Origin of the sequence: Blastomonas sp. AAP25, assembly GCF_001295965.1 — a bacterium.
Taxonomy (GTDB): Bacteria; Pseudomonadota; Alphaproteobacteria; order Sphingomonadales; family Sphingomonadaceae; genus Blastomonas; species Blastomonas fulva.
Genome location: NZ_LJHP01000002.1, coordinates 78,426 through 100,987, shown reverse-complemented (window position 1 = coordinate 100,987; position 22,562 = coordinate 78,426). Strand labels below are relative to the sequence as shown.

The 22,562-nt window shown below is 61.1% G+C and carries 35 protein-coding genes; 20 read left to right on the top strand and 15 right to left on the bottom strand.

The annotated features are described in order from the left end of the window. Positions 1–90: 90 nt before the first annotated feature. The 14 genes from IP68_RS02355 to IP68_RS19640 all read right to left on the bottom strand — a co-directional run bounded on the left by IP68_RS02355 (position 91) and on the right by IP68_RS19640 (position 7,155). A complete protein-coding gene (locus tag IP68_RS02355) occupies positions 91–573 on the bottom strand; it encodes a hypothetical protein (RefSeq protein ID WP_054133363.1) in 483 nt (160 codons plus the stop codon). After that, positions 570–851 carry a hypothetical protein gene (locus IP68_RS02350; protein WP_054133362.1) on the bottom strand — a complete coding sequence of 94 codons (282 nt, stop codon included), beginning with the start codon at positions 849–851 and terminating at the stop codon, positions 570–572. Before IP68_RS02350 ends, IP68_RS02355 begins: the two co-directional genes overlap by 4 nt. Positions 852–853: 2 nt before the next feature. Next, entirely contained in the window at positions 854–1,705 is an 852-nt protein-coding gene (locus IP68_RS02345) for a DUF6551 family protein (RefSeq protein ID WP_054133361.1), read from the bottom strand. Then, on the bottom strand, positions 1,702–2,037 hold the full coding sequence (locus IP68_RS02340; protein WP_054133360.1) for a hypothetical protein: 336 nt from the start codon (positions 2,035–2,037) through the stop codon (positions 1,702–1,704). Before IP68_RS02340 ends, IP68_RS02345 begins: the two co-directional genes overlap by 4 nt. After that, positions 2,034–2,288, bottom strand: a complete 255-nt coding sequence (locus tag IP68_RS02335; RefSeq protein ID WP_054133359.1) for an acyl carrier protein — start codon at positions 2,286–2,288, stop codon at positions 2,034–2,036. The genes IP68_RS02340 and IP68_RS02335 overlap by 4 nt, the downstream gene beginning before the upstream one ends. After that, positions 2,285–3,730 carry a ParB/RepB/Spo0J family partition protein gene (locus tag IP68_RS02330; RefSeq protein ID WP_054133358.1) on the bottom strand — a complete coding sequence of 482 codons (1,446 nt, stop codon included), beginning with the start codon at positions 3,728–3,730 and terminating at the stop codon, positions 2,285–2,287. The genes IP68_RS02335 and IP68_RS02330 overlap by 4 nt, the downstream gene beginning before the upstream one ends. A 3-nt stretch (positions 3,731–3,733) precedes the next feature. Next, a complete protein-coding gene (locus IP68_RS02325; protein WP_054133357.1) occupies positions 3,734–4,420 on the bottom strand; it encodes a hypothetical protein in 687 nt (228 codons plus the stop codon). Next, the gene (locus tag IP68_RS02320; RefSeq protein ID WP_054133356.1) at positions 4,420–4,662 is read right to left on the bottom strand and encodes a DUF2312 domain-containing protein; all 243 of its coding nucleotides are present in this window, start codon (positions 4,660–4,662) and stop codon (positions 4,420–4,422) included. Before IP68_RS02320 ends, IP68_RS02325 begins: the two co-directional genes overlap by 1 nt. After that, positions 4,659–4,817 carry a hypothetical protein gene (locus IP68_RS20060; protein ID WP_156317908.1) on the bottom strand — a complete coding sequence of 53 codons (159 nt, stop codon included), beginning with the start codon at positions 4,815–4,817 and terminating at the stop codon, positions 4,659–4,661. Before IP68_RS20060 ends, IP68_RS02320 begins: the two co-directional genes overlap by 4 nt. Further along, positions 4,814–4,981 carry a hypothetical protein gene (locus IP68_RS20055; protein WP_156317907.1) on the bottom strand — a complete coding sequence of 56 codons (168 nt, stop codon included), beginning with the start codon at positions 4,979–4,981 and terminating at the stop codon, positions 4,814–4,816. The genes IP68_RS20060 and IP68_RS20055 overlap by 4 nt, the downstream gene beginning before the upstream one ends. Continuing rightward, entirely contained in the window at positions 4,971–5,459 is a 489-nt protein-coding gene (locus IP68_RS02315) for a hypothetical protein (RefSeq protein ID WP_054133355.1), read from the bottom strand. Before IP68_RS02315 ends, IP68_RS20055 begins: the two co-directional genes overlap by 11 nt. Positions 5,460–5,488: 29 nt before the next feature. Then, entirely contained in the window at positions 5,489–5,749 is a 261-nt protein-coding gene (locus IP68_RS02310; RefSeq protein ID WP_054133354.1) for a hypothetical protein, read from the bottom strand. Positions 5,750–5,956: 207 nt separating this feature from the next. Beyond that, positions 5,957–6,469 carry a hypothetical protein gene (locus IP68_RS02305; protein WP_054133353.1) on the bottom strand — a complete coding sequence of 171 codons (513 nt, stop codon included), beginning with the start codon at positions 6,467–6,469 and terminating at the stop codon, positions 5,957–5,959. Between the two features lie 239 nt (positions 6,470–6,708). After that, complete coding sequence (locus tag IP68_RS19640) at positions 6,709–7,155, bottom strand: YdaS family helix-turn-helix protein (protein ID WP_082382067.1); 447 nt, start codon at positions 7,153–7,155, stop codon at positions 6,709–6,711. An 84-nt stretch (positions 7,156–7,239) separates the two neighbouring features. Between IP68_RS19640 and IP68_RS20805 the strand changes: the two genes are divergently transcribed. The 7 genes from IP68_RS20805 to IP68_RS02280 all read left to right on the top strand — a co-directional run bounded on the left by IP68_RS20805 (position 7,240) and on the right by IP68_RS02280 (position 11,987). Further along, complete coding sequence (locus IP68_RS20805) at positions 7,240–7,647, top strand: helix-turn-helix domain-containing protein (protein WP_369814814.1); 408 nt, start codon at positions 7,240–7,242, stop codon at positions 7,645–7,647. Positions 7,648–7,649: 2 nt separating this feature from the next. After that, complete coding sequence (locus IP68_RS20050) at positions 7,650–8,027, top strand: hypothetical protein (protein ID WP_156317906.1); 378 nt, start codon at positions 7,650–7,652, stop codon at positions 8,025–8,027. Positions 8,028–8,151: 124 nt separating this feature from the next. Further along, a complete protein-coding gene (locus tag IP68_RS20045; protein ID WP_156317905.1) occupies positions 8,152–8,367 on the top strand; it encodes a hypothetical protein in 216 nt (71 codons plus the stop codon). Continuing rightward, on the top strand, positions 8,357–8,677 hold the full coding sequence (locus IP68_RS02295; RefSeq protein ID WP_054133351.1) for a hypothetical protein: 321 nt from the start codon (positions 8,357–8,359) through the stop codon (positions 8,675–8,677). The genes IP68_RS20045 and IP68_RS02295 overlap by 11 nt, the downstream gene beginning before the upstream one ends. Before the next feature lie 332 nt (positions 8,678–9,009). Beyond that, positions 9,010–9,960: a hypothetical protein gene (locus IP68_RS02290; protein ID WP_156317904.1), complete on the top strand. Its 951-nt coding sequence runs from the start codon at positions 9,010–9,012 to the stop codon at positions 9,958–9,960. A 224-nt stretch (positions 9,961–10,184) separates the two neighbouring features. Then, entirely contained in the window at positions 10,185–10,700 is a 516-nt protein-coding gene (locus IP68_RS02285; protein WP_054133349.1) for an HNH endonuclease, read from the top strand. Between the two features lie 591 nt (positions 10,701–11,291). Beyond that, positions 11,292–11,987, top strand: a complete 696-nt coding sequence (locus IP68_RS02280; protein ID WP_197275698.1) for a hypothetical protein — start codon at positions 11,292–11,294, stop codon at positions 11,985–11,987. 11 nt (positions 11,988–11,998) lie between these two features. Here IP68_RS02280 and IP68_RS02275 read toward each other — a convergent pair whose 3' ends face one another. Beyond that, entirely contained in the window at positions 11,999–13,855 is a 1,857-nt protein-coding gene (locus IP68_RS02275; RefSeq protein ID WP_197275697.1) for a P-loop NTPase fold protein, read from the bottom strand. Positions 13,856–14,081: 226 nt separating this feature from the next. Between IP68_RS02275 and IP68_RS02270 the strand changes: the two genes are divergently transcribed. The 13 genes from IP68_RS02270 (at position 14,082) to IP68_RS02210 (ending at position 22,560) form a co-directional block, all read left to right on the top strand. After that, positions 14,082–14,303, top strand: coding sequence for a hypothetical protein (locus tag IP68_RS02270; protein ID WP_054133346.1), 222 nt, complete (start codon positions 14,082–14,084; stop codon positions 14,301–14,303). Next, positions 14,300–14,521, top strand: coding sequence for a hypothetical protein (locus IP68_RS02265; protein ID WP_054133345.1), 222 nt, complete (start codon positions 14,300–14,302; stop codon positions 14,519–14,521). The genes IP68_RS02270 and IP68_RS02265 overlap by 4 nt, the downstream gene beginning before the upstream one ends. Beyond that, positions 14,518–15,048, top strand: a complete 531-nt coding sequence (locus tag IP68_RS02260) for a host-nuclease inhibitor Gam family protein (protein ID WP_054133344.1) — start codon at positions 14,518–14,520, stop codon at positions 15,046–15,048. Before IP68_RS02265 ends, IP68_RS02260 begins: the two co-directional genes overlap by 4 nt. Before the next feature lie 2 nt (positions 15,049–15,050). After that, positions 15,051–15,287, top strand: a complete 237-nt coding sequence (locus IP68_RS02255; protein WP_197275696.1) for a hypothetical protein — start codon at positions 15,051–15,053, stop codon at positions 15,285–15,287. Further along, positions 15,287–15,601, top strand: coding sequence for an HNH endonuclease signature motif containing protein (locus IP68_RS20800; RefSeq protein WP_156317903.1), 315 nt, complete (start codon positions 15,287–15,289; stop codon positions 15,599–15,601). The genes IP68_RS02255 and IP68_RS20800 overlap by 1 nt, the downstream gene beginning before the upstream one ends. A gap of 193 nt (positions 15,602–15,794) precedes the next feature. Further along, complete coding sequence (locus IP68_RS02245) at positions 15,795–16,208, top strand: P27 family phage terminase small subunit (RefSeq protein ID WP_231683628.1); 414 nt, start codon at positions 15,795–15,797, stop codon at positions 16,206–16,208. 16 nt (positions 16,209–16,224) lie between these two features. Next, entirely contained in the window at positions 16,225–16,461 is a 237-nt protein-coding gene (locus tag IP68_RS02240) for a hypothetical protein (RefSeq protein ID WP_156317902.1), read from the top strand. 6 nt (positions 16,462–16,467) lie between these two features. Continuing rightward, positions 16,468–18,273, top strand: coding sequence for a terminase large subunit (locus IP68_RS02235; protein ID WP_156317901.1), 1,806 nt, complete (start codon positions 16,468–16,470; stop codon positions 18,271–18,273). Beyond that, a complete protein-coding gene (locus tag IP68_RS02230; protein WP_082382063.1) occupies positions 18,273–19,550 on the top strand; it encodes a phage portal protein in 1,278 nt (425 codons plus the stop codon). The genes IP68_RS02235 and IP68_RS02230 overlap by 1 nt, the downstream gene beginning before the upstream one ends. Further along, positions 19,531–20,136 carry an HK97 family phage prohead protease gene (locus IP68_RS02225; RefSeq protein WP_054133662.1) on the top strand — a complete coding sequence of 202 codons (606 nt, stop codon included), beginning with the start codon at positions 19,531–19,533 and terminating at the stop codon, positions 20,134–20,136. Before IP68_RS02230 ends, IP68_RS02225 begins: the two co-directional genes overlap by 20 nt. A gap of 99 nt (positions 20,137–20,235) precedes the next feature. Continuing rightward, complete coding sequence (locus tag IP68_RS02220; RefSeq protein ID WP_054133339.1) at positions 20,236–21,522, top strand: phage major capsid protein; 1,287 nt, start codon at positions 20,236–20,238, stop codon at positions 21,520–21,522. Positions 21,523–21,622: 100 nt separating this feature from the next. Beyond that, positions 21,623–22,012, top strand: a complete 390-nt coding sequence (locus tag IP68_RS20415; protein WP_197275694.1) for a hypothetical protein — start codon at positions 21,623–21,625, stop codon at positions 22,010–22,012. Next, the gene (locus IP68_RS02210; protein WP_054133337.1) at positions 22,012–22,560 is read left to right on the top strand and encodes a hypothetical protein; all 549 of its coding nucleotides are present in this window, start codon (positions 22,012–22,014) and stop codon (positions 22,558–22,560) included. Before IP68_RS20415 ends, IP68_RS02210 begins: the two co-directional genes overlap by 1 nt. Positions 22,561–22,562 lie beyond the last annotated feature (2 nt).

Sequence of the window (22,562 nt, the reverse complement as noted above, 5' to 3'; positions counted from 1 at the left end):
CGCGGTTGCCGCATTTCACGCACTTCGGCCGCGCCTTTGTTCCGCAGACGAACATGCCGGTGCCATCAGGAAGGCGGATGTATTCGCAGGTCATCTGCCCTCCGAATAGTCGGGCAACATCGGCGGCATGTTGCCTGTTGCATACGTGGCGGCGATCTGCGGTCGGATGGCTTGGCCAAGCAGCTGGCCATCGGGCAGCACGATGTTGGCAAGGAACTCGTCCTCGAACTCGCTGATGCCGCACTCAACGGCCTCGAGCTTTGCCTTCACGACGAGCGCCAGAGTACGCCAGCGTTGCCGACAGGCCTGCTCCCAGAGCTTGCGCGCGGCCTCGGGCGCGCGGTCGACCATGAAGGCCCCGCGCCGGTACGACTTGAACTCCGGAAGATCAGGATCCGGCAAGGTGAGGACGAAGCGAACATAGCGATCGTGCGCGCGAAACGAGACCATCGTCTGCGTCTTGCCCTGCCAGCCGTAGCTGAATGCGTCGGCTCCATAACGCGTTAGCGTTCGCTCGATCTCCATCCGGGAAGCTTCCGAGCTGACCTCGGTCTTCGCTGCGTAGCGCGTCATTGGACCGTCGCCTCTGCAGCCTGGTGGCTAAGCGTCGCTGCTTCGCAGCTTGCGTCGTACATCAGCGCTGTCAGCTGCATGAACTTGGAGGAATCGAGCACCGCGCAGTTCGATGTGCCGTCGGCATGCCTAATGTTGATCAACACCAACGGATTGCTACCGGGCATGGTGACCGTCTTTACGCTGACAATACCCTCGCGAGGGTCTATTTCGGCATTTTCGGCGTGCTGGACTTGGCAGTGAAAGCCCTTGAAGGTTTCCTCAACATCGATCTCCATGGTCACGCCCCTCCCGGATGCTTGGCGGTCCAGTGCTGCAGCAGCACCTGGCCGGAGATGACGTGCGTGTTGGTGCCCGGGGTGTCGCCTTTCGCGCGCATGACCAGGCCGTACCAATCCATCTGCTGCTTGCTGGCGAGGAACGGGGCAATCGCCTGGACCCTTGGCCCTTCTGCCCAGCACGGCGCGCGCTGCGCCAACGCGCGCTCGTGGCGAACGAGCTCGGCTATTCCGGGAAAAAGCGTGCCTGCATACTGCAGGCGTTGACCGGCCCAACCCTTCGCCATCTGGTCGCATGCGACTGACAGCACATCGAGGCCATGCACACGCAGGCAGTTGCGAAGGCCGGCGATGTTCATCACCTGGCCGGGCTTGAAGCTCCCGGCGTTGGTGTGCTTCGACATCGACAGGCCTGCAGCGATCAGCGCGCAGTTGATGTCGGTCGCGGTAGGTTCGCCTGCAGCGAGATCCGCGAAGTATAGATCGAGCTGGCTGGGCGCTCGCCTGCGTCGGTTGAACTCGCTGAACAGCTGCGCTTCCTGAGCTGAACCGCTGGTCATAGACACGATGCAGGGCAACTGGTCGATGTCCTCTCGCATTATTGCCGCAGCGAGCCGGTGCTGGCCATCGACGACATACATGCGCCCATCATCGCGCTTGGCGACGAAGAGCGGCTGGCACAGATCCCAGTTCCATTTGCGCGCGATCGCGCGGATCATCGACTGGCTGCCCGGGGTGTCGATCGAGCGCTGGTACGCGTCATCAATGTGGAGCTGATCGAGCCTGCACCAATTGAGCGCCGGCATGTTGCCGACAGCTGTGGCGAATTCGGGCTTCTCGGCGGTGGCGGTCATGATGGCTGACCTCCTACGCGGATGGTGCCGTGCATCATCTGGCAGCCAAGCGCTCCCGCAATTTCGCTTGCAGAGTCGCGCGCCTGCTTCATCCGGATGTCGACAAGACTGGTGGCGACGAGCAGCGCGTTCATACGCACCCGCGAATCCTGGGAGACCTCGGTCGCGGCGACCAGCGCATCCATTGCCTTATCGGTTGCGTGGAAAGCTAAATCGACAATCTCGACCGCGGTATTGCCGGGCACGCCCATCGCAACGAGCTGCTCGCGAACGGCGGCGCGCATTTCGCGCTCAGCGCGCCGCGATTCTGCCGTGGGCTCCTGCGCGTTCATGCGACCGCTTCCTGCAGCTTTACGAGCAGCTGCTGCAGCTCGCCGACAGTGGGGCAGGCTGCACAGTCATCGTCGGCGATCGGCACGCCGAACTCCTCCTCGAGAGCCAGAACGATCTCGATGGAATCGAGACTGTCCGCACCAAGGTCGTCGCGCAGCTTCATATCGGGATCGATGTCGGCCAGCTTGAGCCCGCCGAACTGGTCGGCGATGATCCTGGCGACGCGGGATTCTATGGTGTCCTGGCTCATGCGACCGGCTCATCGATCGAGGAGCCGGCCTGCGCGGCGGTGTCGTTGGCTTCGACGCCATCAAGACCAGCGGCTCGGGCCGCTTCGGCCCGCCGCCTTTTCTCGGCTGCTTCGGCTTCACGCGCCTCATACTCGGCCTCAGCTTCGACCAGGCGCTCTTGGAGATCGGCGGGATCGACCTCGATCATCAGCGCGACGAAGGTCTTTCCTTCGTGCTCTTCGATGACATCGATCCATGCCCGGTCCTTGGCGGGCCAAAAGGCGCGACCTTCCAGCGCGGTGCCGGCCACCTTGGGGGCGGCCAGGCGGGCGGCGATCGTGCGGATCTCGTCCTCGCGCGCTTCAGCCTGCCAGTCGCGGTCGATCGCTGGCGGCAAGCTGTCGGCTTGGCCGGGTGCAGCGGGCGGTGCGGGCTGGAACCAATGCTGTGCCAATTCGACGCCGGTGCCGTCTGCATTGACGCGGAAAATCGCGATCGCGTTGTGCTTGTCGACCAGCGGCAGATCTGCGGGATTGCTGGCCCAGCGCTCCTTAAATCCGTCGGGCGTTTTGGGAGTCGACCAATAGGGGCCGTCGACCGGTGTAACCGCCGCATCCAGCCAACCGCCGGTGTGAGCTTGCGCCTGGGCTTCGTGCAGCGCCTTTTCGGTCGCGAGCTTGCGCACCAGCGCGGTGTCTATCAGCAGCTCCCGATCGTCGTCGCCGAAGAACAGGTCGCGTTCGGTCTTGCCGCCGGCGCCGATGTACACGTCGAGCCCGATATAGCGCACCAAGCGATGATCGAGCGGGAAGCTCTTGCCTGCCAGCGCCTCGCGGATGCTGACCGGGCGGTGCGCCCATTCGGGTTGGGTCAGTGCCCTGGCGTCTTCCTTCTTGAACACGACGAGCTGCTCGGCGTGGCCGGGATGGCTTGCATAGGCGCGCGCGGCCTCGATCGAGATCCGGTATTCGCGCAGCGCGCTCAATATCTCCGGCGCCAGCGCAGCCAGGCGCAGGCGCTGTTCGACGTAGCGCACGGTGCGGCCGAAGCGGCGGGCGCAATTGGCGATGCGGTTGGGGACGTCGTCGATCGACGGTTCGCCGCCATGGACGATCGCGTGAAACGCCTCGACTTCGTCGGCCGGGTTCATCGCCACCTTCTGCAGATTCTCGACCAGGCTGGCCTCGAGCGCGTCGTCGCGCGGGATGATGTGGACCGGTACCGGGAACGTTTTGGCGATGCGCTTCTGGTCGACGAGAAGATTGAGTGCGCGCCAGCGACGGCCGCCCGCGTCGACCTCGTGCTTGCCGGCATGTTCGATGCTTTCGGAGACGACGAGGTTCTGCAGCAGACCCTTCGAGTGAATGGAATCGGCGAGGCTCTCGATATCCTCGTCGCCGTTAGTACGGCGGACGTTGCGCGGTGATAGGATCAGCTTGTTCAGCGGTATGGTCTGGTTCATGGATCAGGTCCTTTCGTGGCCAGTTGCATTGGTTGCGGAAGGTGCGCTTCGCGAGGCTTGCCTGCCTTTGCGAGCGCTGCTTGCCGCAGCGGTTTCAGGCACCGCTGCGGCAAGTTTTCGATGCGCGACACCCTCGCGCCGGGACGCAAGCCAGGCGTCGATATTCTGCCTGACCAGCCTGAAGTTGATGATGCGCACCCGGGGATTGTCGGCCCAGAGCATGCCCCTAGAATCGCCGCCGAAGCTCGCGATCGCGGCCGCGGCGACGTTCCACGAGGCGACGTAATCTGCCTTGGAGAAGCCCAGGGCGGCTTCATCCTGCAGTGACCAGCGCTGCAGCTCGTCGATCTCGATCGAGAGTACCTGCAGGAAGCCGCGGCTCATCTGGCGGGGCAGAGTGCGGGCGAAGCGGGTGATCCCGAACCCGGCTGGCTTGCGGCCATCGGCCAGGAAATGGATGTTGCCGGAGCCTGGCGTTGCGACGCTGTCGGCGCGCGCCAACGCAGCCGTGGGCGCGTAATTGTCTGCCCAGGGCATGAAAGCGTAAGGCTCGCGGATCCACGCCTGCGAGCCAGCCACGATACGATCGGCCATCACGCCCGGGCGCAGGCGGATCTGCGAGACGCCGGACCAATGGATCACGCGCGCTTGGTCGGCCGAGAGGTTGATGGGCTGCGCGCCGCCCGCCATCAGCCCAACCCCAGCGCGGCTTTGTACGTTTCGAGGACCAGCTCCATTTCTTGGCGAGCGTGCGCTTCCATTTTGCGGAGCTTCACGATCTGGCGCATGATCTTGGGATCGTAGCCCTGGCTTTTCGCCTCGCCGTATGTGTCGCGGATGTCGTCGGCGACGCCACGCTTCTCTTCCTCGAGGCGCTCGATGCGCTCGACGAACAGGCGCAGCTGGTCATCTGCAGAGAGGGGCGCGCTCATCGTGCGGCCGTCGCGATGATCATGAGGGTGCCGGCACCGATCAGGATGGCCATGTAAAGGAAAACGGTGATCCGAAAGCGGTGCTGGCGCTGTTCGCGGGTGCCGGGGCACTTGCTGCAGCGGCAGTCGGCGGGGTGGATCGTGCTCTGGTTCACCGGATCAGCTCCATGACGAGAGAAAGGGCCAGGCGGCCCGGGATGAGGATGAAGCCGCATGTGAGCGCGATGCCGGCGGTCGCGGCGCTGATCGGTTCGCCGAAGAAGCCTTCCTGTGGCTCGCGATCAGCCTGCAGGTTCCAGAGGGTTGGATCAGGACGCATCTGCCGTCTCCTGCTGGGGTGTTGCAGCCTTGCGCTCGCAGGCGGTGCAGAGGTTGGGGTCGGCACCCGCCCAGGCGCAGCCGTATTCGGCGAAACACCCAGGGATGCCGCTTTCGACGCGTTGGACGCAGGGGTGGTGCCAGCTGCAGCCGCACTCGCGGCAGATCTGCGGAAGCGGGACGGCGACACCATGTTTGTGCGCGACCAGGCGATCATAGATCTCGACGTCGAGCGGGATGATGCAGGCGAGGCGCGCGGTGACCGCGCCGTCGACGACCCGCATGTCGCGCTCGAGCTCGGCAATCCAGGCCGAAACATGCACGACCTGGGCGACGAGATCGTTGTTGATCACCGAGCGCACCGCGGCAGGCTCAAACACCTTTTTCGCTTGGGCCCAGGGCACCAATGCGACGGCCGCAAGGTCGAGGCTGACACCTGCGGCCTCGCGGCGTTTGCGGAGATAGGTGCCGGGCGACATTAGCGCAGCCGGGATGGGCGGCGGTGTGGTCACAGCACCAGTTCCCAGCGCTGGCCGGTGGCATCGGTGATGAAGACGCCGCCCCTAGCATCGGGCCCGAGGGTGCTGACGCCGGTGATCGTCATGGTGCTGCCGGTTACCGCGTCCATTCCGGACACCGAGAGCGCAGCGCCGGAGCGATAGGCAGTCCAGTGCTTGAGGCGGCGCGGCTCGGCGGCAGGCATTTCGGCGTGGCCGATACCCGGGTCTGCGAAGCGGGCTGAAGCGGGCTGGGTCATTGTTTCGGGCATATCGGGAGCTTTCTTCAGGCAGCAGAAAGGCCATCCCGAAAGCGCGGTTCGCAGCGGGCTGGCTGATGGTTGGCGGGATGTTGCGCGACGGGGTGCGATCGATGTCCGCCGAGCCTGTCAAGGCAGGGGCTGACCCAATAATCAGCCGCTGGGGGCCTCGCGAGCCGTACCAGGCACCCCTTTCGCGCCGGGGTTATGAAGTGTCGATCACGGCGGGTGGTGCTGATCGGGAATCGGGTCATTGTTTGTGCCGCCCGCCCCATCGGCGCTCGGTGCGCCGAGCAGAGGCAGGGCACGCTTCAGAACATCGAAGGCCTCGCTGCATTCACGCAGCGCGTTCTTGCGGTCGTTTTCCGTCGCGCCGGGCAGCGTTGCGAGCAGCAGCGCGGAATGCGCCTCTCCGCCTTCGCGGATGACCTTGGCGGCATGCTTGCCCAAGGCGATATTGCAGGCGAAGCGCTCCATCTGCGCGAGCTCGAGCTGCAGCTGATAGGTCTCGAACAGCGGAGTACAGTCTCCACCGGCGGCGATGAAGGCGAGATCGAGCGCGATCGCACAATCGAGCGGGATCTGTTCGGCCGTATCGGGATCGCCCCAGTTGCGCACGGTGCGGACCGCGCGGCCGACGATCGTGGCCATATCGGTGTAGCCACCGGGAAGGTGGCCGGCGATGCGGGCAAGGCCAGCGTCTATCGAGAGAGGCGCGCGCGCCTTCGTCATGACCAACCCTCGGGGGCGGCATATGCCGGTGCCGCCCCTTCGGTTGCAGAGCCGCTAGCAGCACGGTCTGCATTCTGGTTGCTCGACGGCAAGGGACTGCCGGGCTTAGGCGCGTTAGGATGCACAGGCGGCCTCCGATGTGGCGATGCCGTAAAGGGAAAGGCCACAGGCCACGCCAATGCAGATCAACAGGCACAGCGACAGGATTGCGGCGATGATGAGAGATCCGTCGCCGCACTTCATGCCGCAGCCTTTCCGATGGGAGGGGCCCCTACTTCGGGGGCGTCGGCGGCGCAGCCCGGGTCGTCGAAAGACTGCGCCGCCTCCCCACCAGCCACCGTTTGGGATGCCTCAACAGGGTCAAGACTGGCATCGGGACGACTGGAAGTGCGACCTTCGGGGAAGGGGGCCCCTGAGGGATTGGATGAAAGCAAGGATGATGCTGCAGAAGCAGGCAGATCGACGGGATAAATGTCGGGCCGCAGATCGTGACGGGAAATGCCGGTGGCAGCTTCGATGGCGAGGACATGCTCGGCTGGGAGCACGGTGCCTTGCTTGACCCACCTCCAGACGGCACGTTGGCTGACTCCTAGGTGCCGACCTGTTGCTGACTGGCCACCAAAAATGCGCACAGCCTCAAGCAATGCGTCGAGTGGTGTTTCGAATGAAGATCGAATCAGTGCCATGAGTGCTTGCTACACCCATTGGTTTTATCGAGTCAACACCGAAAGGTTTGTTTGTCTCAAAACCTAAAGGTTTAGAATGCAGCAGTGTTAGAATCGTCCCGCCTGAAACTTCGGATGGAGGAGCTCGCCATCTCGCAATCTGAGTTGGCGAGGCGCGTTGGTGTGTCTCAAACGACCATATACAAGCTTGTGTCAGGCGACGGCTACGGGAGCAAATATCTCCACAAAATCGCGAGGGAACTGCAGACTACAGCAGCGTATTTGTCAGGTGAAACTGACGATCCTTCGACCGAAACCCCCATTTTGGCGCTAGATTATCAGCAGCGGCAGTTGATCGAGTATTTTAACAAGCTGGGCGAGCCTGAGAGAAACAGCTTCATAATCATAATGAGGTCAGCCGTGGAAGGACCATCCAAGCACAACACCCTGCATAATGATCGGAGCGCTTTTCGCGCCGAAGATGACGAACGCGTTTTTAAGGCGGGCGCTTAGCGATGGCGGTTCCTGTTCACCTGCTAGTCGCGGCCGCAAAGATGCTCAACGATCCCAACACGATCAAGACAGTCAAATCGATCTACGAGGCTGGCACCGCCATGGTCGATAAGGCGCAGGGGCTACGGCGTGCGCCGCCGCCAGTTGCACTGCCGCCGTCTGCGCCAACCACTCCGATCGCTGCGACCGGCAGGCCAAAGACCGGAATGCGAGCCGATATGGCGAAGCGATGGATGCTGAAGCCTGGCGCTTCCGGTGACTTGATCCGGTTTACGTATGCGGACGAGCATGGGTTGGTTTGCGTTCGCACGGTGGGCAAATTGGATCAGCAACGGACGCGATCTGACTGGCTATTGTCTAAACCTGCGATGCGAGCATAAGTTCGCGATCGCGCGGATCGACGCGCCCGAGATGATTGAATGATGCGTCTTTTGGATTGATCTGCGGACCGATCATTGATCACGTTAATGGCGGAAAGCCTCTATTTATCAAGGATCCAGCAAGTTGGTCGACGAAACTACATACCGTATAAAGAGCGCCGAGGCTTTGATTAGTCACGTTGGCGTGACATCCGCAATGGTCCGTATTATGTTTAGAACTTACACCGGTAAAGGGGTGAGCGCAGACGAGTGGGAAAATCTTACTGGAAATATTGACGAGCTGCTGAAACTTTCAAAAGAGCTTCTGCTGCTACTTCAGGAGCAGCGCAATGGCGATTGACGACCGTTTGAGCCAAATACTGAAAGCGGAGCGTGAAATTCGTTTTATGCATGCTGAGATCAAAGGTGTTGGCACGGATTCTGGCAGTGGAGGCTCTGGCCCGACAGACGATCGCGTGACAAGGCTAGAAGGTCGGATTGACAAGGTTGCCGACGAACTGGGCGACGTGAAGGTCAACATCGCCACGCTGACCGAGAGAGTATCGCACCTTCCCAGCAAGGGATTTATCGTCACGACAACGACGGCTGCCCTAGCGTTGGTCGCGGCGATCGCGGTGTTCGCCGACAATATCAAGGCCGCGTTCGGATGACCCGAGCGTTGCTTGCGTTTGCGGGATTGATGCTACCTGCCGCAGCAGCTGCTGGGCCGATATCGAAGTGGGACGATCGCAAGCCTGACTTCGACTATGTCTCGGAGGCCAATATCTACGATGTAGAGCGGTGCATTTTCGATGCAGGCGCTTGGCGGCCCCCGATAGTACTCAGGCAGCCTGACCGGCCTGATCGCGTCACTTTGCTCTATGTCGACGATACTGGATCGTCGGGACGGTTAGATCTGGTGACAATCGACGGGACGCTTCACATCAAAGGATGGAATGTACCGAAGGCGATCCTGGTATGCGCGCCAAGAAAGTGAAGCGGCATGGGTGAGGGTAGCAGCCATCCGGCAAATGGTGTCGCTGGGTCGGTTTCATGGATCTGGCTCGGAATTCTTATGCTCGTTCTCGCAGTTGCCGCACCAGCTGCTTTGTGGATCTCGAGCCAATCGCTGGTTCCGTCTGCTCGCTTAGGCGTTACAGCAGAGCGCGCCCAAGCGGCAGCCCGGATCAAGGCCGAATGCGACCTCGCGATCGACCGCGGCAAATGCATCAGAGCAGTGAACGATATCCATCGCGACCATTTGCGCGCAGACGCCGAGCTTGCCATCACAAGGCAGGCCTCAGTGATTTCAGGGGCCGGTCTGTTATTGGTGACAGTCCAGATATTGGTGACGGTGGTCGGCACCTATCTGCTTTGGCACCAGATTGATCTGACGCGCGCCGCCGTTACCAGCGGTGCAGCCGCGAACAGAGAGATGGGGGCGGCAAACAGGATCGCCTCGATTAGTACCAGGCCTTGGATAAAGTTCGAGGTCCGGCCCCTGAGCATCGAGCGGGTGAAGGATTTTTCGCGCATCACCTTAATCGCTCGAGCTATCAACATAGGACAAACGCCTGCGCTGAACGTCACCTTTCGATATCCTAAGTTCGAAGGGTCTGCTGGCCAACACCATCTCCCGTTCAACACAGACGAGGCATTTGTGCGGCAGCCCGGCGAACATATGCAGGGCATCCTGCCGGGCGACCATGCCGAGTTCCAGTTCTTCATTGAGGTGCCGCAGCCATCGGTAGAGTTCAGGCAAAACCCGATGCCAATTTACCGGTCGTTCAAGATCGGGGTTTTCTACGACGCCTTGGGTGATAGCGACGGCGCGACGGTTGCCGATTGCTATGCCAGCACCACGATACGATTTCCCGATTATGACAGAGTCGCTCCTAAGTTCGGCCCGGAGGTTTTCGAACAGACCAGAGTGACGTATGTGAGGGTCAGCTAGCTAAATGCAGTGGAATTCATGCAAAATTTCAGCCCTAATCACTAGCTGGCGTTGCAGATGTTTGCGCAGCAAGATTGGCCGGATGCTGTGACTTTGGCCCATATCGATGACAACGGGAGGGCTGGACGGCGGATTGACCTCCAAGCGAAGGCCGATGCGTTGCATGGCACGGCCTGGTCTGGACCGAAGGCGATCAGGATGTATGCCTTGGAGGCTGGTCGATAATGAACGAGTCATTTGACGGGGAACGTCGTCCTCCAATACCGGCCGAAATCAGACGGCGCGTCCTTGTCGAGGCTGGACACCGTTGTGCGATACCCACCTGCCGATACATTGAGGTCGAGATTCACCACATTATCCCCTGGGCGAATTGTCGTTCGCATGACTACGACAATCTCATCGCTCTCTGTGCAAATTGCCACAGGAGAGCCGACCGCGGGGAGATTGATCGTAAATCTCTTCGTCTATACAAAATCAACCTCCGGTTTGCCCATGACAAGTTTTCACAACTTGAAATGGATATCTTATTCGATGCCGCCAGATTACCGCCGGGCCAAGGCATTCTGTGGACGCCGGTGATGATGGTCCTAATTCGTCGGGTGATAGAAGCTGGCTATCTTGTCGTTGTCGCTCCGCAAACCATAGTTTCCATCGGAGGGCTCGACCAGTCTCCCAGGCAACTTATGATTTCAGCGAAGGGTCGGGAGTTTCTTGCCGATTTTGGCGATCACGAATTATAGCTGACTTGTGCGATTTCTGCAGGAATTCCAGCGTCCAATGTAGCACCTCATCCTCGTACTATTGATGGGTGGGGGCATTAATGGCCGATACCATCTCGAAATCGCAACGTCGAAATCACGTTGCAGCGTTTTTTTCAGCTGAGCTATGGGACTCAAATTATCGAAATAGAGCATTTTAGCCCGTTTCCTGATATGTTCCCAGCATGGCCAGCCAGATCCGCCCAACAGCGCCCCGTGCCGACCTGAAACAGCGCCCTGAGATGGCAAGCTTGAAGCTGTTAGTGCTGAAATTCGTCACTGAATATATCCGGCAATGGGATGGGTCTCCCAGCTTGGGCGAGATCGGTGCCGCGCTTGGCACCAACCGCACGCGGGTGCGCCGTGCGCTGCGGACATTGGTCGCGGAAGGGCAGCTAATGCGCATACCTGGGCCTCGTGGCCTGAGCCTGCCCGATGACGAGCCGATGGCAGTGCGGCAGCTGCGCGCGCGAGGGTGGATAATCAACCCGGGCGATCGCACGGCGACACCGCCTGCCAGTGGGCCGAAAAGCGTTACAAATCAGCCCCTCCTACCTCCTGCCGAACTGGATTATGTTCCCCGTGCATCGAAGTTGCGGGGAATTGGCAGATATGGGATCGAAGGCAGGCGTTGCGCGCAAAGGCGCAGCGAAGGGCAAGAAGGTAGCGCAAGCGCAACTGAGTGAGCGCAGGCGAGGAATTGCCGCCAGTTATGCCGCGCGACACCCCGGAAAGGCCGCCGCCGAGCGGGCGCTGCGCAAGGAGCAGCACGCGATCGCCAACCGGTGGGATCACAAGCGCCATGGCACCGCCCAAACGCATGAACATGCATCCCGACAGCTGCAGGGCAGCCTGCACATGCTGTATGTGCGTGGTGTAATCGACCAGTTCGAGCTCGCCGACGCCGACGTGATCGCCGGTATTGCCGCGAAAATCGGCGCCGAGCTGACCATCCGCACCGTGAGCCTGGAAACCCGGGTCGATGCCTCTCCGCGCGCTGGTGGCGCGTTCTATGAGGCGCTGGGATGGGTGAGAGCGGAGATGGCTTATGGCCGATGGCGCGCGGCATTGCCCCAGGCTCAGCCGGTTCTGGCGATGATCGTGGGCGACATGGGAATCAGCGCAGCGGCGGCGCGGCATAATATCAGCCCGAGGCGGGCGAGGCGAATGCTGCTCGAGGCGCTGGATATGTGGCCGAATTTCTATGCCGATGCGGTGAAGCGGGTGGATGCCGGCGACTTGGCGGCGATGCATGCGGGGTTGTTATGAACTGTCGCATCTTAGTCGGCAAAAAGCGGGTCGAGGTGTTCTTCGATCAGTTGATTTAGCCGATAGCGGGTCATGGGTTTGGCGGCAACGATGAGCTTTTCGAGTTCATTCTTCACTTCTGCGATCCACAGCCTTTCTGGGAGAAGCGAAGGGATGCTGCGGCCAGCGTGGCGGTTTTGCAAGGTTGCAAACGCGCGGGCCTGAATTTCGGGTGATGCTTCGAAGATCACCGTCGCAAACTCTTTCGCCGGTATGCTCATTAAGACCGGATGTTCGCTATATCGAGCTCGGCGCACGCCGTTCACCGCAAGGTCAAACAGAAATTCGTCTGGATCCGTGGGCAGGACCTCAAGGAGGTCGCGCGCGATCGACCCATATTTTTCTTTCGCTACAGTGAGTTCTACCTCATCGTAATGTGCAGCTATACTAAGCCACTCCGGTGTGTTTGACTGAACCATCATGTAGCCGCCATAGATATTGCGTCCGCCATGTTCATTTGGCCTATCTAGGCTGGTCTCCAGCTGAGCCGCACGACCAACGTGGTCGATATAGGCCTTGCACTCGTCAACCACCTCATCAATTTCCTTCGGTATCATACCAATCTTAGCAAGCCAAAGACGGATGCCGGCAACGTGCAAAATCTCACCTCGCAACGTGAATTGATGACTTGCGAAGGCTTCTTCCAATTCATGCGTTACGCGCTCGCTAGTTTCGTCGTCGGCGAAGAAAAGCGCGCTCGCCTGCTTCCATAGCGGGCTGTCTCCAGGGGCGGCATAGTCGGCTGAAGCGTCCAACACTGCCACGAGCCCGGGACCATTAATCTGCCCTTCGAGCAGCGTGGAACCGAGCATCTGTGCAGTCAGCAGTGTGTCACTAAAATTGATTTGAGGGTAGCGATCATCAATTTCATCCGCACGGTTTTTGGGTTTTTTAGCTTGGAGACGCATCGCCCTTGCAACAGCATTATCGATGAGCGAATTCAGGACGTCTGCATCGAGAACGCCAGCGCGGGCTTCCATGGTACACACCATTGCAACATTCATGATCTTCAATACCGAAGCCTGTTTGTTCCAATGGCGCGTTTCTAGAAGCGAGCCGATTTTCTCGAAATCCCACATCGCGTGTTTGAGCGTCCGAAGATTGCCGCGTCCTCCCTGGCGGTGAAGCGCCAGTACATTTTCCTTGTGACGCTTCAGAAATCCGCGAGTTGGAGGATGCCGAACCAGTTCAGCAAATACCTCGAACGCTTCGCCGGCCGGTGACGATACCTTTAAGGTCTGACCAACCAATTTTTCTTTTATCTGGCGATACGTCATATCGCCATCATCCTTTATTTCAGCCTCATTACCGAGGATTATAACCTTAAGGCCGTCATGCTCCACGAAGCTGTTAATATAGCCGAGCGCTTCGCCCACCGGAATCTTGCACCGCTCGAGATCATCGAAGACCAGCAATCGTTTGCCGGGATTGCTAAGTTCCTTAGATATATCGATTTCAGTCAGACTTGCGTTTAAGGTGGCGCTATTGCCATCGCTAAAATCCATTTTGAACGCACCCTTAGCGACCGCTCGCGATACAGCGCCTAAAATCCTCATCCCTTTGCCCGACAAAATCGGATGGAGCTGCCGATAGATTTCCGCGTCGATTTGGTCGGTCGAAGACACACCATTGAGCGTGATATAAAGCGAGTTTACAGTGCTATTTTTCACAAATTCCTTGACTAGGTGGGTTTTGCCCGAGCCCCAAGGTCCGTCAATCATTACTGCATAATCGAAACGCCTTTCTGGCTCGATATAATACTCGATGAACTTGGATATACTGTTATTCGCGCGGATGCCCATTTCGTCAGAACGCGTATCAGGTTTCATATTGATCAACCGCATTTGTTTAGAATCACAGATACCTATCACGATGGGGGACGATGAGTCCAAAGATCGCCTGAGCATGTAGGTTTTTTGCAGGTGTCACAAAAAAGCCCCTGCCAAAAGCGCATCGAGACTGCCAAATCTGACCCGGCGATAATTGTGACCGTAGCCCGCGACACCTGATTCCCCGAGGTGCCTGCGGGCTTTTTCGTGGGCGGGAGACGCACCGATGCCGAAAGGTCTTCACGGTGGCGATGCGGGCAGCCGCCTATCCCGCGCCAGCACTCGGCTTGATGTCTTGTGCCACGATGTATCGCTGGGCGTGCGCAACCAAAGGCATTTCGACGACCTGGAGAGCGAGGCGCAAGCCATCGCGGGCGAGATCGTCGCGGCGTTTCGCCAGCCGGACGTGCGCCAGGGCGGCTGTACCAATTTGCGGAGGCGGATGTGAGCGACGATCGGATCGATCTGGAGCAGCTGCGCGCAAGCGCATTCAAGTCCGAGGAGCCGAAGGCTCGCACTGTCGTCAGCCTAGCTTGGCTGCGTCAAGTGCATGGCGAACTGACCGCCGGGCGCGTTGCCCAGGCACAACTCAGCCGCGCGCGCACCGTGGATGATGTCATCCAGGATCTGCGCACCGGACCGATCGAGCGGACGTCGACGCTGTGAGCGAGACGGCCGCTACCAAGCATCGCCAGCCACGCACGCTGGAGCAGGCCACGGCCATGCTCGAGCGGTTCGCCGTGCTGGACGGTGAGCGTGCGGGCATCGAGGCGGAGCGCAATGACGCGATCGCCAAGATTAACGCCGCTGCAGACGAGCAGCTGGTGCCGATCGTCCAGGAGATGGACGCAATCGACGAGAAGGTTCAGCCCTGGTGGGCGAAGGTGGCGGCCGAGCTGCTGCCGGCCAAGCGCAAATCCATGGAGCTGGGCGGATGCATCATTGGATCGCGCACTGGCAAGACAGTGCTGGCGATCGCTGGTGCTGAAGACACGCTGATCAGCGCGCTGACAAAGCTGCGCTGGGGCAAGGTGTTCGCGCCTGCCAAGCCGAAGCTGGACAAGACGGCGCTGCTGAAGGCGACATCCGGGCCCAAGGCCCAGGATCTAGCGAAGCTGGGCGTTACGGCCAAAGCGGGCGAGGAATCGTTCGTGCTTGCGCGCGCTGAGCAGACTGGCACGATCGGGAGCTGATGATGCATATCGACAACTTCAGCCGTGTGGCCAAGTTGGTTTGTGAGCGGATGCAGATACAGGACGTGCTGCAGCTGCCCAACCCGGCTGAGAGCATGCTTCATGGGGATGCTCGCTGGCCTGCGAAGCTTACCGGCGTTATCCTCGCCCAGGCAGTGCCGATTGCTGTCGCCGCGCTGAATGATCGCCTCGCTGTAATCAATGCGGAGCTCGTTGAGCTGGGCATGTCGATCGACTGATGCCATCGCAGCCGCCACGCTACCGGCCACCAGGCTGGATGCCTGGCAAGCCATGGGCACGGCCTGGTCTGTTCGTAAAGGACAAGCGCAAACGCGGCCGTGCGGGCATGCGCGATCGCGCTCAGGTCCTGGCTGAAGAGCCGTTATGCAGATTGTGCCTGGAAAAGGGGCTCGAGGTCGCATCTGACGTTGTCGACCACAAGATACCGCTCGCATGGGGCGGAACAGACGATCTAGATAACAAGCAGGGACTATGCGACCCCTGCCACGACGAGAAATCCAAGGCCGAGCGGGCCTTCACGCGACGTCGCTAAATCGAAGATTTCGATTGAGCATCATCACATGGGGAGGGGGAGGGTCAGTGTCTCCATGCATCGCCCCCCGGACACCGCCTTGGTGGGAAGATTCTTACGCGGTCGATTTCAAAGGGTAAAAAGTTGCATGGCGCGAGGCGGGGCTAGGCCGGGATCTGGTCGACGCCCGACGTCGCCGGCGCTGAAGAAGCTGATGGGCACCGACCGCAAGGATCGGCAGACCGCGGCGACGATCGCGCCCGGCGAAGGGCCACTGATCTGCCCGCTGCATCTCAGTGATCTGGCGCAGCTGCACTTCGGCACTATCGCCGCAATCCTGGAGCAGCAGAAGCGGTCGCATCCGTCCTATGCGGAACATATCGCGCTGCTCGCCCAGCGGCTCGAACAGATCCAGCGGTACCAGGCGGTGCTCGAGTCGGTCGGCGATACCTATGAGGCCGCGACCAAGACAGGGTTCATCATTCGCGCGCGGCCCGAGGTTGCGATGCTTTCGGATGCGATGCGCCAGGCGCAGTCGTTACTCGGTGAGCTGATGCTCAACCCGGCCAGCGCCATGAAGTTAGCCGAAGGCCACAAGCCCCAGGCGGGCGAGTTCGACGATTTCTAAGGAGACCTCAATGCGCATGTTGGGCAAAAGCATCTTCCCGGTCCTGGCGATGGCCATGGCTGGCGTTTCGGCTGCTGCATCGTCAGCGGCTGTGGCGATGGAGCGGTTGGAAGCTGTGGCGCCCCGCCGCACATTGCAGCCTGCCTATGCGAAGTACCCGCGCGGCAAGGGCAAGCAGGCGAAACCTGCCAAGCGCAGCAACCGCCTCCACATCAGCCGGCGCACGCGCAGGAAGCATCGCCGCGCGGCATAACTGCATGTGGAGACGCGCGATTATCCTGGGATCGCGAAGCAATATGCGCGTGATGTTGTTGCCGGCAAGATCCCTGCAGGCAAGTCGATCCATCGGCAGTGCCAGCGGTTCCTGGATGAACTGAAGGTCGAACGGCGCAAGCTGTTCCCCCATCGGTTCGATAACGCCAAGGCAACGCGGGTCTGCAAGTTCATCGAGCGGCTCCCGCACTCGAAAGGCAAATGGGCCAGGGCGAAGGAACTGATCAGGCTCGAGCCTTGGCAGATCTGGATACTGTGCTGCACTTTCGGTTGGATCCGCAAGCGCGACGGGCTGCGGCGCTTCCGGGTGCTGTTCGTCGTGGTGCCGCGCAAGAACGGCAAGTCAGCGATCGCCGCGGGAATCGGCCTGTACATGTTCTGCGCCGACGAGGAGTTCGGCGCTGAGGTCTATTCGGGAGCGACCAACGAGAAGCAGGCCTGGGAGGTTTTCAAACCGGCCAAGCTGATGGCCTCTCGGACGCCGGCGCTGCTCTCGAAATGGAACGTCAAGGTCAACGCCGCGAACCTGGTGCGGATCGACGACGAGAGCAAGTTCGAGACGATCATCGGAGATCCGGGCGATGGGCAAAGCCCGAGCTGCTCGATCCACGATGAATATCACGAGCATGCCGACGACGGCCAGGTCGACACGATGCTCACCGGGATGGGGGCGCGCGAACAACCGCTGCAGCTGCTGATCACCACCGCCGGCGATAACCTTGCCGGTCCATGTTACGCGAAGATCCAAGAGGAACGCGACAAGCTGCAGGGCATCGGCGTCATGGAAGACACCCGCGATGTCTTGGCGGCCGCTGGCTTGGGCCATAACGGCGGGCCTCCGCTCGACGACGAAACGTTCTTCGTCGAGTACGCGGCCGACGATGACGACGACTGGCGCGCAGAAGAAACGCTGCGCAAGGCCAATCCGAATCTGGATATCTCGGTGGCAGGCGATTTCCTCCGCGCACGACAGCGCGAGGCGATCGCGACGCCACGAAAGTCCGGTGTTTTCAAGACGAAGCACCTCAACCTTTGGGTTGCTTCGAAGGCGGCATACTTCGACATCCAGGCATGGCGCCGCTGCCATGACGCGGACGTTCCGATGCGCGGCCGCGAGCTGTTCAGCTTCGAACGGCTGAGGGGCAGGCGCTGCATCGCCGGGCTCGACCTGGCGTCGAAGATCGATATCGCGGCGCTCGAGCTGCTGTTCCTGCCGATCGGCGCGAAGGCGACGGTCGACGACCCTTATGTTCGGGTGGGATTCTACTTCCTCCCCTCCGAAACGGTCCTGAGCGTGCCTGCCTATCAGGGCTGGGATGCGCAGGGCCTGGTCAACGTGACCGATGGCAACATCATCGACTATGACGAGATCCTGGACACGCTGCGCGATGTGCGCAGCTTCTGCCAGCTCGAGCAGGTGGCGTACGATCCGCATCAGGCGACCTACATGATCACCACCATGCAGAAGGAAGGGTTTCCGGTCATCGAGTACCGGCCCATCGTGCTGAACTTCTCCGAGCCGATGAAAGAGCTCGACGCGCTGACCAAGGCCGGAACGATCGCCCATGGTGGCGACCCGGTGATGGAATGGCAAATGAACAACGTGGTGGCACAGGCTGACCGCAAGGACAACGTCTACCCCAACAAGCCACGGGTCGAAGCCAAGATCGACAACCCGGTCGCGCTGATCAGCGCGCTGGGCGCGGCTATGACGAAGGAAGAGGAAATTATGCCCACTTCGCCATGGGATGACCCGGAATTCTCGATCACGGCCGACGAGGGCGAAGCCTGATGGGGTGGTTCAGCGACTGGCTGCTCGGCGGTGTCGAGCAGCGCTCGATCGAAGACCCACAATACAGCCTAACGGAAAGCCCGGAAGAGCTGCTGCGGCTGCTTGGCGTCGCCGATAAGCAGAATGCGCTACCGATCGTGTCGATCGAGGCCGCCCTGTGCGTGCCGGCGGTGCTTTCGATCGTCGCATTCTTGTCGCGGACGCTGGCTGCACTGCCGCTGCCGACGTTCGAGGCGGGCGATAATGGCGCCCGGGTGGACGATTCGGTGGCTCAGCTGCTGAGCTACGCGCCGAACGAAGGCGAAAGCAGCTATGGCTGGCGCCGCTGGCACTGGCAGCAGGTTTTTACCGGCGGTCGTGGCCTGGCCTGGATCGAGCGCGCAGGGACCAAGCCGGTTGCGATCTGGCCGATGGATCCGGCGCTTACAACCATTCGGCGCGTGAACGGGCAGAAGATCTACACGCATAGCGGCAGAGATTACGCCGCCAGGGACGTGATCGACACGCCATTCATGCTCAAGCGCGACGGCCTGGGCAGCTACTCGCCGATCGCCAAGATCAACAAGGCGATATCGCTGGCGATCGCCATGGAGGGCTTTGCGGGCGGCTTTTTCCTCGGCGGAGGTATCCCGCCACTGTCGCTCGAAGGGCCAGTCCCATCAGGCGCAGATGCATATCGGCGTGCACATGCCGATATCCAACGCGCGATCGACCTCGCCAAAAAGTCGAACAGCAACATATTCGGGATGCCGCCAGGCCACAACCTGAAGCCAGTCGGGATTGATCCTTCGAAAGGGCAGATGGTTGAGGCGCGGGCCTTCCAGATCATCGAGATCAGCCGCGGTTGGCAGATGCCGCCGGTGTTCGTGCAGGATCTATCGAAAGGTACGTTCAGCAATACCGAGCAGCAGGATTTGTGGCTGGCAAAGCATCTCGTCATGCAGTGGGCTAAGGCTTTCGAAGATGAGCTGACGCTGAAGCTCTATGGCTGGCAAAACCCGCAACGCCGCGTCCGCCACAATCTCGACGGGCTGCAGCGCGGAGCATTCAAGGAACGCAGCGAGGCGCTGGCCCGCTCCATCCAGACTGGTCAGCTGACGCCAAACGAAGCCCGCGCGCTCGAGCAGCGTGCGCCGCTGGACGGCGGCGATGTCCTTTACGTGCAGCAGGCCACGGTTCCGCTGACCATGGCCGGCGCCGGCGTCGGCCACAACGGCGGTCCACCGCTAAACGATAACGATGAGGAGGATGCTGCAGATGCCAGCGCCGAAGACTGATGGGGTTGAGCGCAGGGCGCTTGTTACCGGCGGCGAACTACGCGTTGCGCAGGGCAACGACGGGATCGGCACGGCGGTGGGCTATGCTGTCCTGTGGAACAACCGGACCGATATCGGCGGATGGTGGACCGAACAGTTCGCGCCAGGCTGCTTCACCAAGTCGCTGGGCGAGGCCGACGTGGTCGCGCTGGATAGCCATGATGACGCGCGACCTGTCGGCCGTCGCAGTCGCACCACCCTGCGCCTGAATGAAGACACGCGCGGCCTGGCGTTCGAAAACGATCTGCCGGACACCAATGATGGCCGCGACCTGAAGGTCCAGCTTGAGCGCGGCGACATCGAGGGCATGAGCTTCCGATTCCGCGCGCGTCGCGAGGAATGGGACGAAACAGTCGAGCCGCCGCTGCGGACCATCCACGAAGCGGACCTGATCGAGATCACTTACACGGCATTTCCCGCCTATCCGGACACCGAAGCCGGAATGCGCAGCCTGGAAACGGCCCGTACCGAACGTCGCCAGCACAACAAGTCAGGTGCGCTGGCGCGCCTTCGCATGCGCACATCGCAGCGCGAACGGAAAATCTGACAGCAATTTACCGGGCCCAGCCCGAGGCGACGGTCCGCAACCGCGGCGTCCTCAACCACCCGCCAATCTGGCGGGTTTTTTTGTGACCTGGAGCGACAAATGATCCTGCAGCAGTACTATGAGCAGCGCGGCACGCTGGTGGCCGAGGCCCGCTCGATCCTCGATTCGATCGAGACCGAAACCGACACCACCCGCATCACCGAAGCCGAGCAGCGCCACGACGCCGTGATGGCCAAGCTCGACGCCCTCGACAAGAAGATCGAGCTCGAAGAGCGCCAGGCGGCCCGCGAAACGAGCGAAGAAGAGCGCCGTCGCCAGAATCGCCCGAACGGCGCCAATGGCAGCGCATCGGGCGTCGACAATCCCGAAGGCGACGAAGAGCGCACCAGTGCTCAGATGCAGGACGAATATCGCGACGCATTCTATGCAATGCTGCGCGAGGGCGGCGATATGTCCGGCCTCAGCGCTGAGCAGCGCCAGCTTCTGCGCCGCGGCTATGTGGAAAACCGCGTGCAGACTGCCGGCACCGATGCTGCTGGCGGCTTCACCGTGCCCACCACGCTCGCCAACTTCATCGTTCAGGCGATGAAGGACTGGGGCCCGATGTACGATCCCGGTATCACCACCGAGATCATCACCAGCAGCGGCAATGCGTTTGACATCCCGACCAATGACGACACCGGCAACCTTGCCGCTCTGCTGGCCGAGGGCGCCGATCTGACCGATGACAACAGCGGCGACCTGGCGTTCGGCGAAAAGAACCTGAACGCCTATGTCTATGCGACGCCGTGGCTGAAGATCAGCTTCGAGCTGCTGCAGGACTCGGCGTTCAACCTCGAGCAGTTCGTCGGTGCAGCGCTCGGCAAGCGCCTTGGTCGCCTCGCAAACCAGCGCCTGACGATCGGCACCGGCGTAAGCCAACCCAACGGTATCGTCACTGCGGCCACCGTCGGCGTGACGGCTGCAGCTGCCGCCGCGATTGCGGCCGACGAGCTGATCACCTTCCAGCACACCGTGAACGCGGCATACCGCCGCAGCCCGCGTTGCGGTTGGCAGTTCGCCGACACCACGCTTGCCGCGATCCGCAAGCTGAAGGACGGCCAGGGCAACTATCTGTGGCAGATGGGCGATGTCCGCGTCGGAGCGCCCGATTTGCTGCTCGGCAAGCAGTATTTCGTGAACGACGACGTGCCGGCGATGGCTTCCAACAACCGTTCGGTGCTGTTCGGCGACATGTCGGCCTATATCGTGCGCAAGGTCGGCAGCCCGCTGATCGGAACCGTGCGCGAGCGCTTCTGGCCGAAGGTCGGCATGGCCGGTCTGGTCCGCTTCGATGGCGAGCTGACCGATGCCGCCGCCGTCAAGGCCCTTCGCCAGGCGGCTTAATGCCAGTCGAAACGGAAATCCGGGCGGGGGAAACCTCGCCCGGGCTTTCGCTGGCCTGCGCGTTGCTCGCGCGGGCCAGCGAAGGAGATGATCCATGCCGATGCTGAAGATGAAAACGGGCCTTTCGGGCCCAGATTATTCGCTGTCGCCCGGCGATAGCCACGAATTTGGCGAAGGGGAGGCCTCACGCCTGATCCTGGCCGGTTTTGCCGAGGCAACTGACGGGTTCGAGCCAATTGATCCTGAACAGGCCGAACGCGATGCCGCTGAAGCTGCAGCAGCTGCGCAGGCCGACGCCGACGCCAAGGCGAAGGCTGACGCAGAAGCCGCGATCGCGGCCGAGGCGCAGGCAAAGGCCGATGCTGAGGCCGCAGCTGCTGCCGAGGCCAAGGCCAAGGCCGATGCTGACGCCAAGGCAGTCGCACCGAAAGCAGAGACCGCTGCCCAGAAGAAGAAGCGCCTGGCCGCTGAAGCGCGGGCGAAGAGCTGATGTGGCTGTCGCCGGTCTCGGTCACTGCCGCTCAGGCGGAACCGGTCGATCTGGCGAAAGCCAAGCAGTATCTGCGCATCGATGCCGGCGATGAGAGCTTCGACGACGAAGTCGAGACTTTCATCGCCGCGTCGCGCGCCGAAATCGAGCAGATCTGCAACACGCGGATGATCACGCAGGATGTCATGCTGGTTGCGAGCAGTTTTGCCGACCTGGAGCATCTGCCGATCGGGCCGGTGCAGGACATCGTCACGATCCAATACGTAAATACCGATGGTGTCGAGCAGCTGCTGGCTGCGGAAAATTACGAGCTCGTCGCCGGCGTGCTCGATGCGCAGATTATTGGCGTCCCCGGGTTCGTCTGGCCGACGATCGCCAGTCGCGCCGACGCCGTTCGGGTGACCGTCAGCGTCGGGTACGGCGATGCTAGTACCGACGTGCCGCGGGACCTGTACTTTGTCATTTTGCAGGCGATCCGGGCCAAGTTCGAAGGCCGCGAGATCGCGATCGAGCACATGCTGGTCAATCACAGGATTTGGCTGGCCTGATG

What these genes read in the sequence shown, in the direction of transcription:
- IP68_RS02345 (WP_054133361.1), bottom strand. Translation starts at nt 1,705, where the DNA reads ATGACCGCCACCGCCGAGAAGCCCGAATTCGCCACAGCTGTCGGCAAC.
- IP68_RS02255 (WP_197275696.1), top strand. Translation starts at nt 15,051, where the DNA reads ATGCATATCGACAACTTCAGCCGTGTGGCCAAGTTGGTTTGTGAGCGG.
- IP68_RS02285 (WP_054133349.1), top strand. Translation starts at nt 10,185, where the DNA reads ATGAACGAGTCATTTGACGGGGAACGTCGTCCTCCAATACCGGCCGAA.
- IP68_RS02275 (WP_197275697.1), bottom strand. Translation starts at nt 13,855, where the DNA reads ATGAAACCTGATACGCGTTCTGACGAAATGGGCATCCGCGCGAATAAC.
- IP68_RS20415 (WP_197275694.1), top strand. Translation starts at nt 21,623, where the DNA reads ATGCTGAAGATGAAAACGGGCCTTTCGGGCCCAGATTATTCGCTGTCG.
- IP68_RS02220 (WP_054133339.1), top strand. Translation starts at nt 20,236, where the DNA reads ATGATCCTGCAGCAGTACTATGAGCAGCGCGGCACGCTGGTGGCCGAG.
- IP68_RS02295 (WP_054133351.1), top strand. Translation starts at nt 8,357, where the DNA reads ATGGCGATTGACGACCGTTTGAGCCAAATACTGAAAGCGGAGCGTGAA.
- IP68_RS02325 (WP_054133357.1), bottom strand. Translation starts at nt 4,420, where the DNA reads ATGGCGGGCGGCGCGCAGCCCATCAACCTCTCGGCCGACCAAGCGCGC.
- IP68_RS02245 (WP_231683628.1), top strand. Translation starts at nt 15,795, where the DNA reads ATGGGCACCGACCGCAAGGATCGGCAGACCGCGGCGACGATCGCGCCC.
- IP68_RS02330 (WP_054133358.1), bottom strand. Translation starts at nt 3,730, where the DNA reads ATGAACCAGACCATACCGCTGAACAAGCTGATCCTATCACCGCGCAAC.
- IP68_RS02210 (WP_054133337.1), top strand. Translation starts at nt 22,012, where the DNA reads ATGTGGCTGTCGCCGGTCTCGGTCACTGCCGCTCAGGCGGAACCGGTC.
- IP68_RS20050 (WP_156317906.1), top strand. Translation starts at nt 7,650, where the DNA reads ATGGCGGTTCCTGTTCACCTGCTAGTCGCGGCCGCAAAGATGCTCAAC.
- IP68_RS02280 (WP_197275698.1), top strand. Translation starts at nt 11,292, where the DNA reads ATGTTCCCCGTGCATCGAAGTTGCGGGGAATTGGCAGATATGGGATCG.
- IP68_RS02320 (WP_054133356.1), bottom strand. Translation starts at nt 4,662, where the DNA reads ATGAGCGCGCCCCTCTCTGCAGATGACCAGCTGCGCCTGTTCGTCGAG.
- IP68_RS02340 (WP_054133360.1), bottom strand. Translation starts at nt 2,037, where the DNA reads ATGAACGCGCAGGAGCCCACGGCAGAATCGCGGCGCGCTGAGCGCGAA.
- IP68_RS02230 (WP_082382063.1), top strand. Translation starts at nt 18,273, where the DNA reads ATGGGGTGGTTCAGCGACTGGCTGCTCGGCGGTGTCGAGCAGCGCTCG.
- IP68_RS02335 (WP_054133359.1), bottom strand. Translation starts at nt 2,288, where the DNA reads ATGAGCCAGGACACCATAGAATCCCGCGTCGCCAGGATCATCGCCGAC.
- IP68_RS02315 (WP_054133355.1), bottom strand. Translation starts at nt 5,459, where the DNA reads ATGTCGCCCGGCACCTATCTCCGCAAACGCCGCGAGGCCGCAGGTGTC.
- IP68_RS02305 (WP_054133353.1), bottom strand. Translation starts at nt 6,469, where the DNA reads ATGACGAAGGCGCGCGCGCCTCTCTCGATAGACGCTGGCCTTGCCCGC.
- IP68_RS19640 (WP_082382067.1), bottom strand. Translation starts at nt 7,155, where the DNA reads ATGGCACTGATTCGATCTTCATTCGAAACACCACTCGACGCATTGCTT.
- IP68_RS02240 (WP_156317902.1), top strand. Translation starts at nt 16,225, where the DNA reads ATGTTGGGCAAAAGCATCTTCCCGGTCCTGGCGATGGCCATGGCTGGC.
- IP68_RS20800 (WP_156317903.1), top strand. Translation starts at nt 15,287, where the DNA reads ATGCCATCGCAGCCGCCACGCTACCGGCCACCAGGCTGGATGCCTGGC.
- IP68_RS02290 (WP_156317904.1), top strand. Translation starts at nt 9,010, where the DNA reads ATGGGTGAGGGTAGCAGCCATCCGGCAAATGGTGTCGCTGGGTCGGTT.
- IP68_RS02350 (WP_054133362.1), bottom strand. Translation starts at nt 851, where the DNA reads ATGGAGATCGATGTTGAGGAAACCTTCAAGGGCTTTCACTGCCAAGTC.
- IP68_RS02225 (WP_054133662.1), top strand. Translation starts at nt 19,531, where the DNA reads ATGCCAGCGCCGAAGACTGATGGGGTTGAGCGCAGGGCGCTTGTTACC.
- IP68_RS02270 (WP_054133346.1), top strand. Translation starts at nt 14,082, where the DNA reads ATGCCGAAAGGTCTTCACGGTGGCGATGCGGGCAGCCGCCTATCCCGC.
- IP68_RS02355 (WP_054133363.1), bottom strand. Translation starts at nt 573, where the DNA reads ATGACGCGCTACGCAGCGAAGACCGAGGTCAGCTCGGAAGCTTCCCGG.
- IP68_RS02310 (WP_054133354.1), bottom strand. Translation starts at nt 5,749, where the DNA reads ATGCCCGAAACAATGACCCAGCCCGCTTCAGCCCGCTTCGCAGACCCG.
- IP68_RS20055 (WP_156317907.1), bottom strand. Translation starts at nt 4,981, where the DNA reads ATGCGTCCTGATCCAACCCTCTGGAACCTGCAGGCTGATCGCGAGCCA.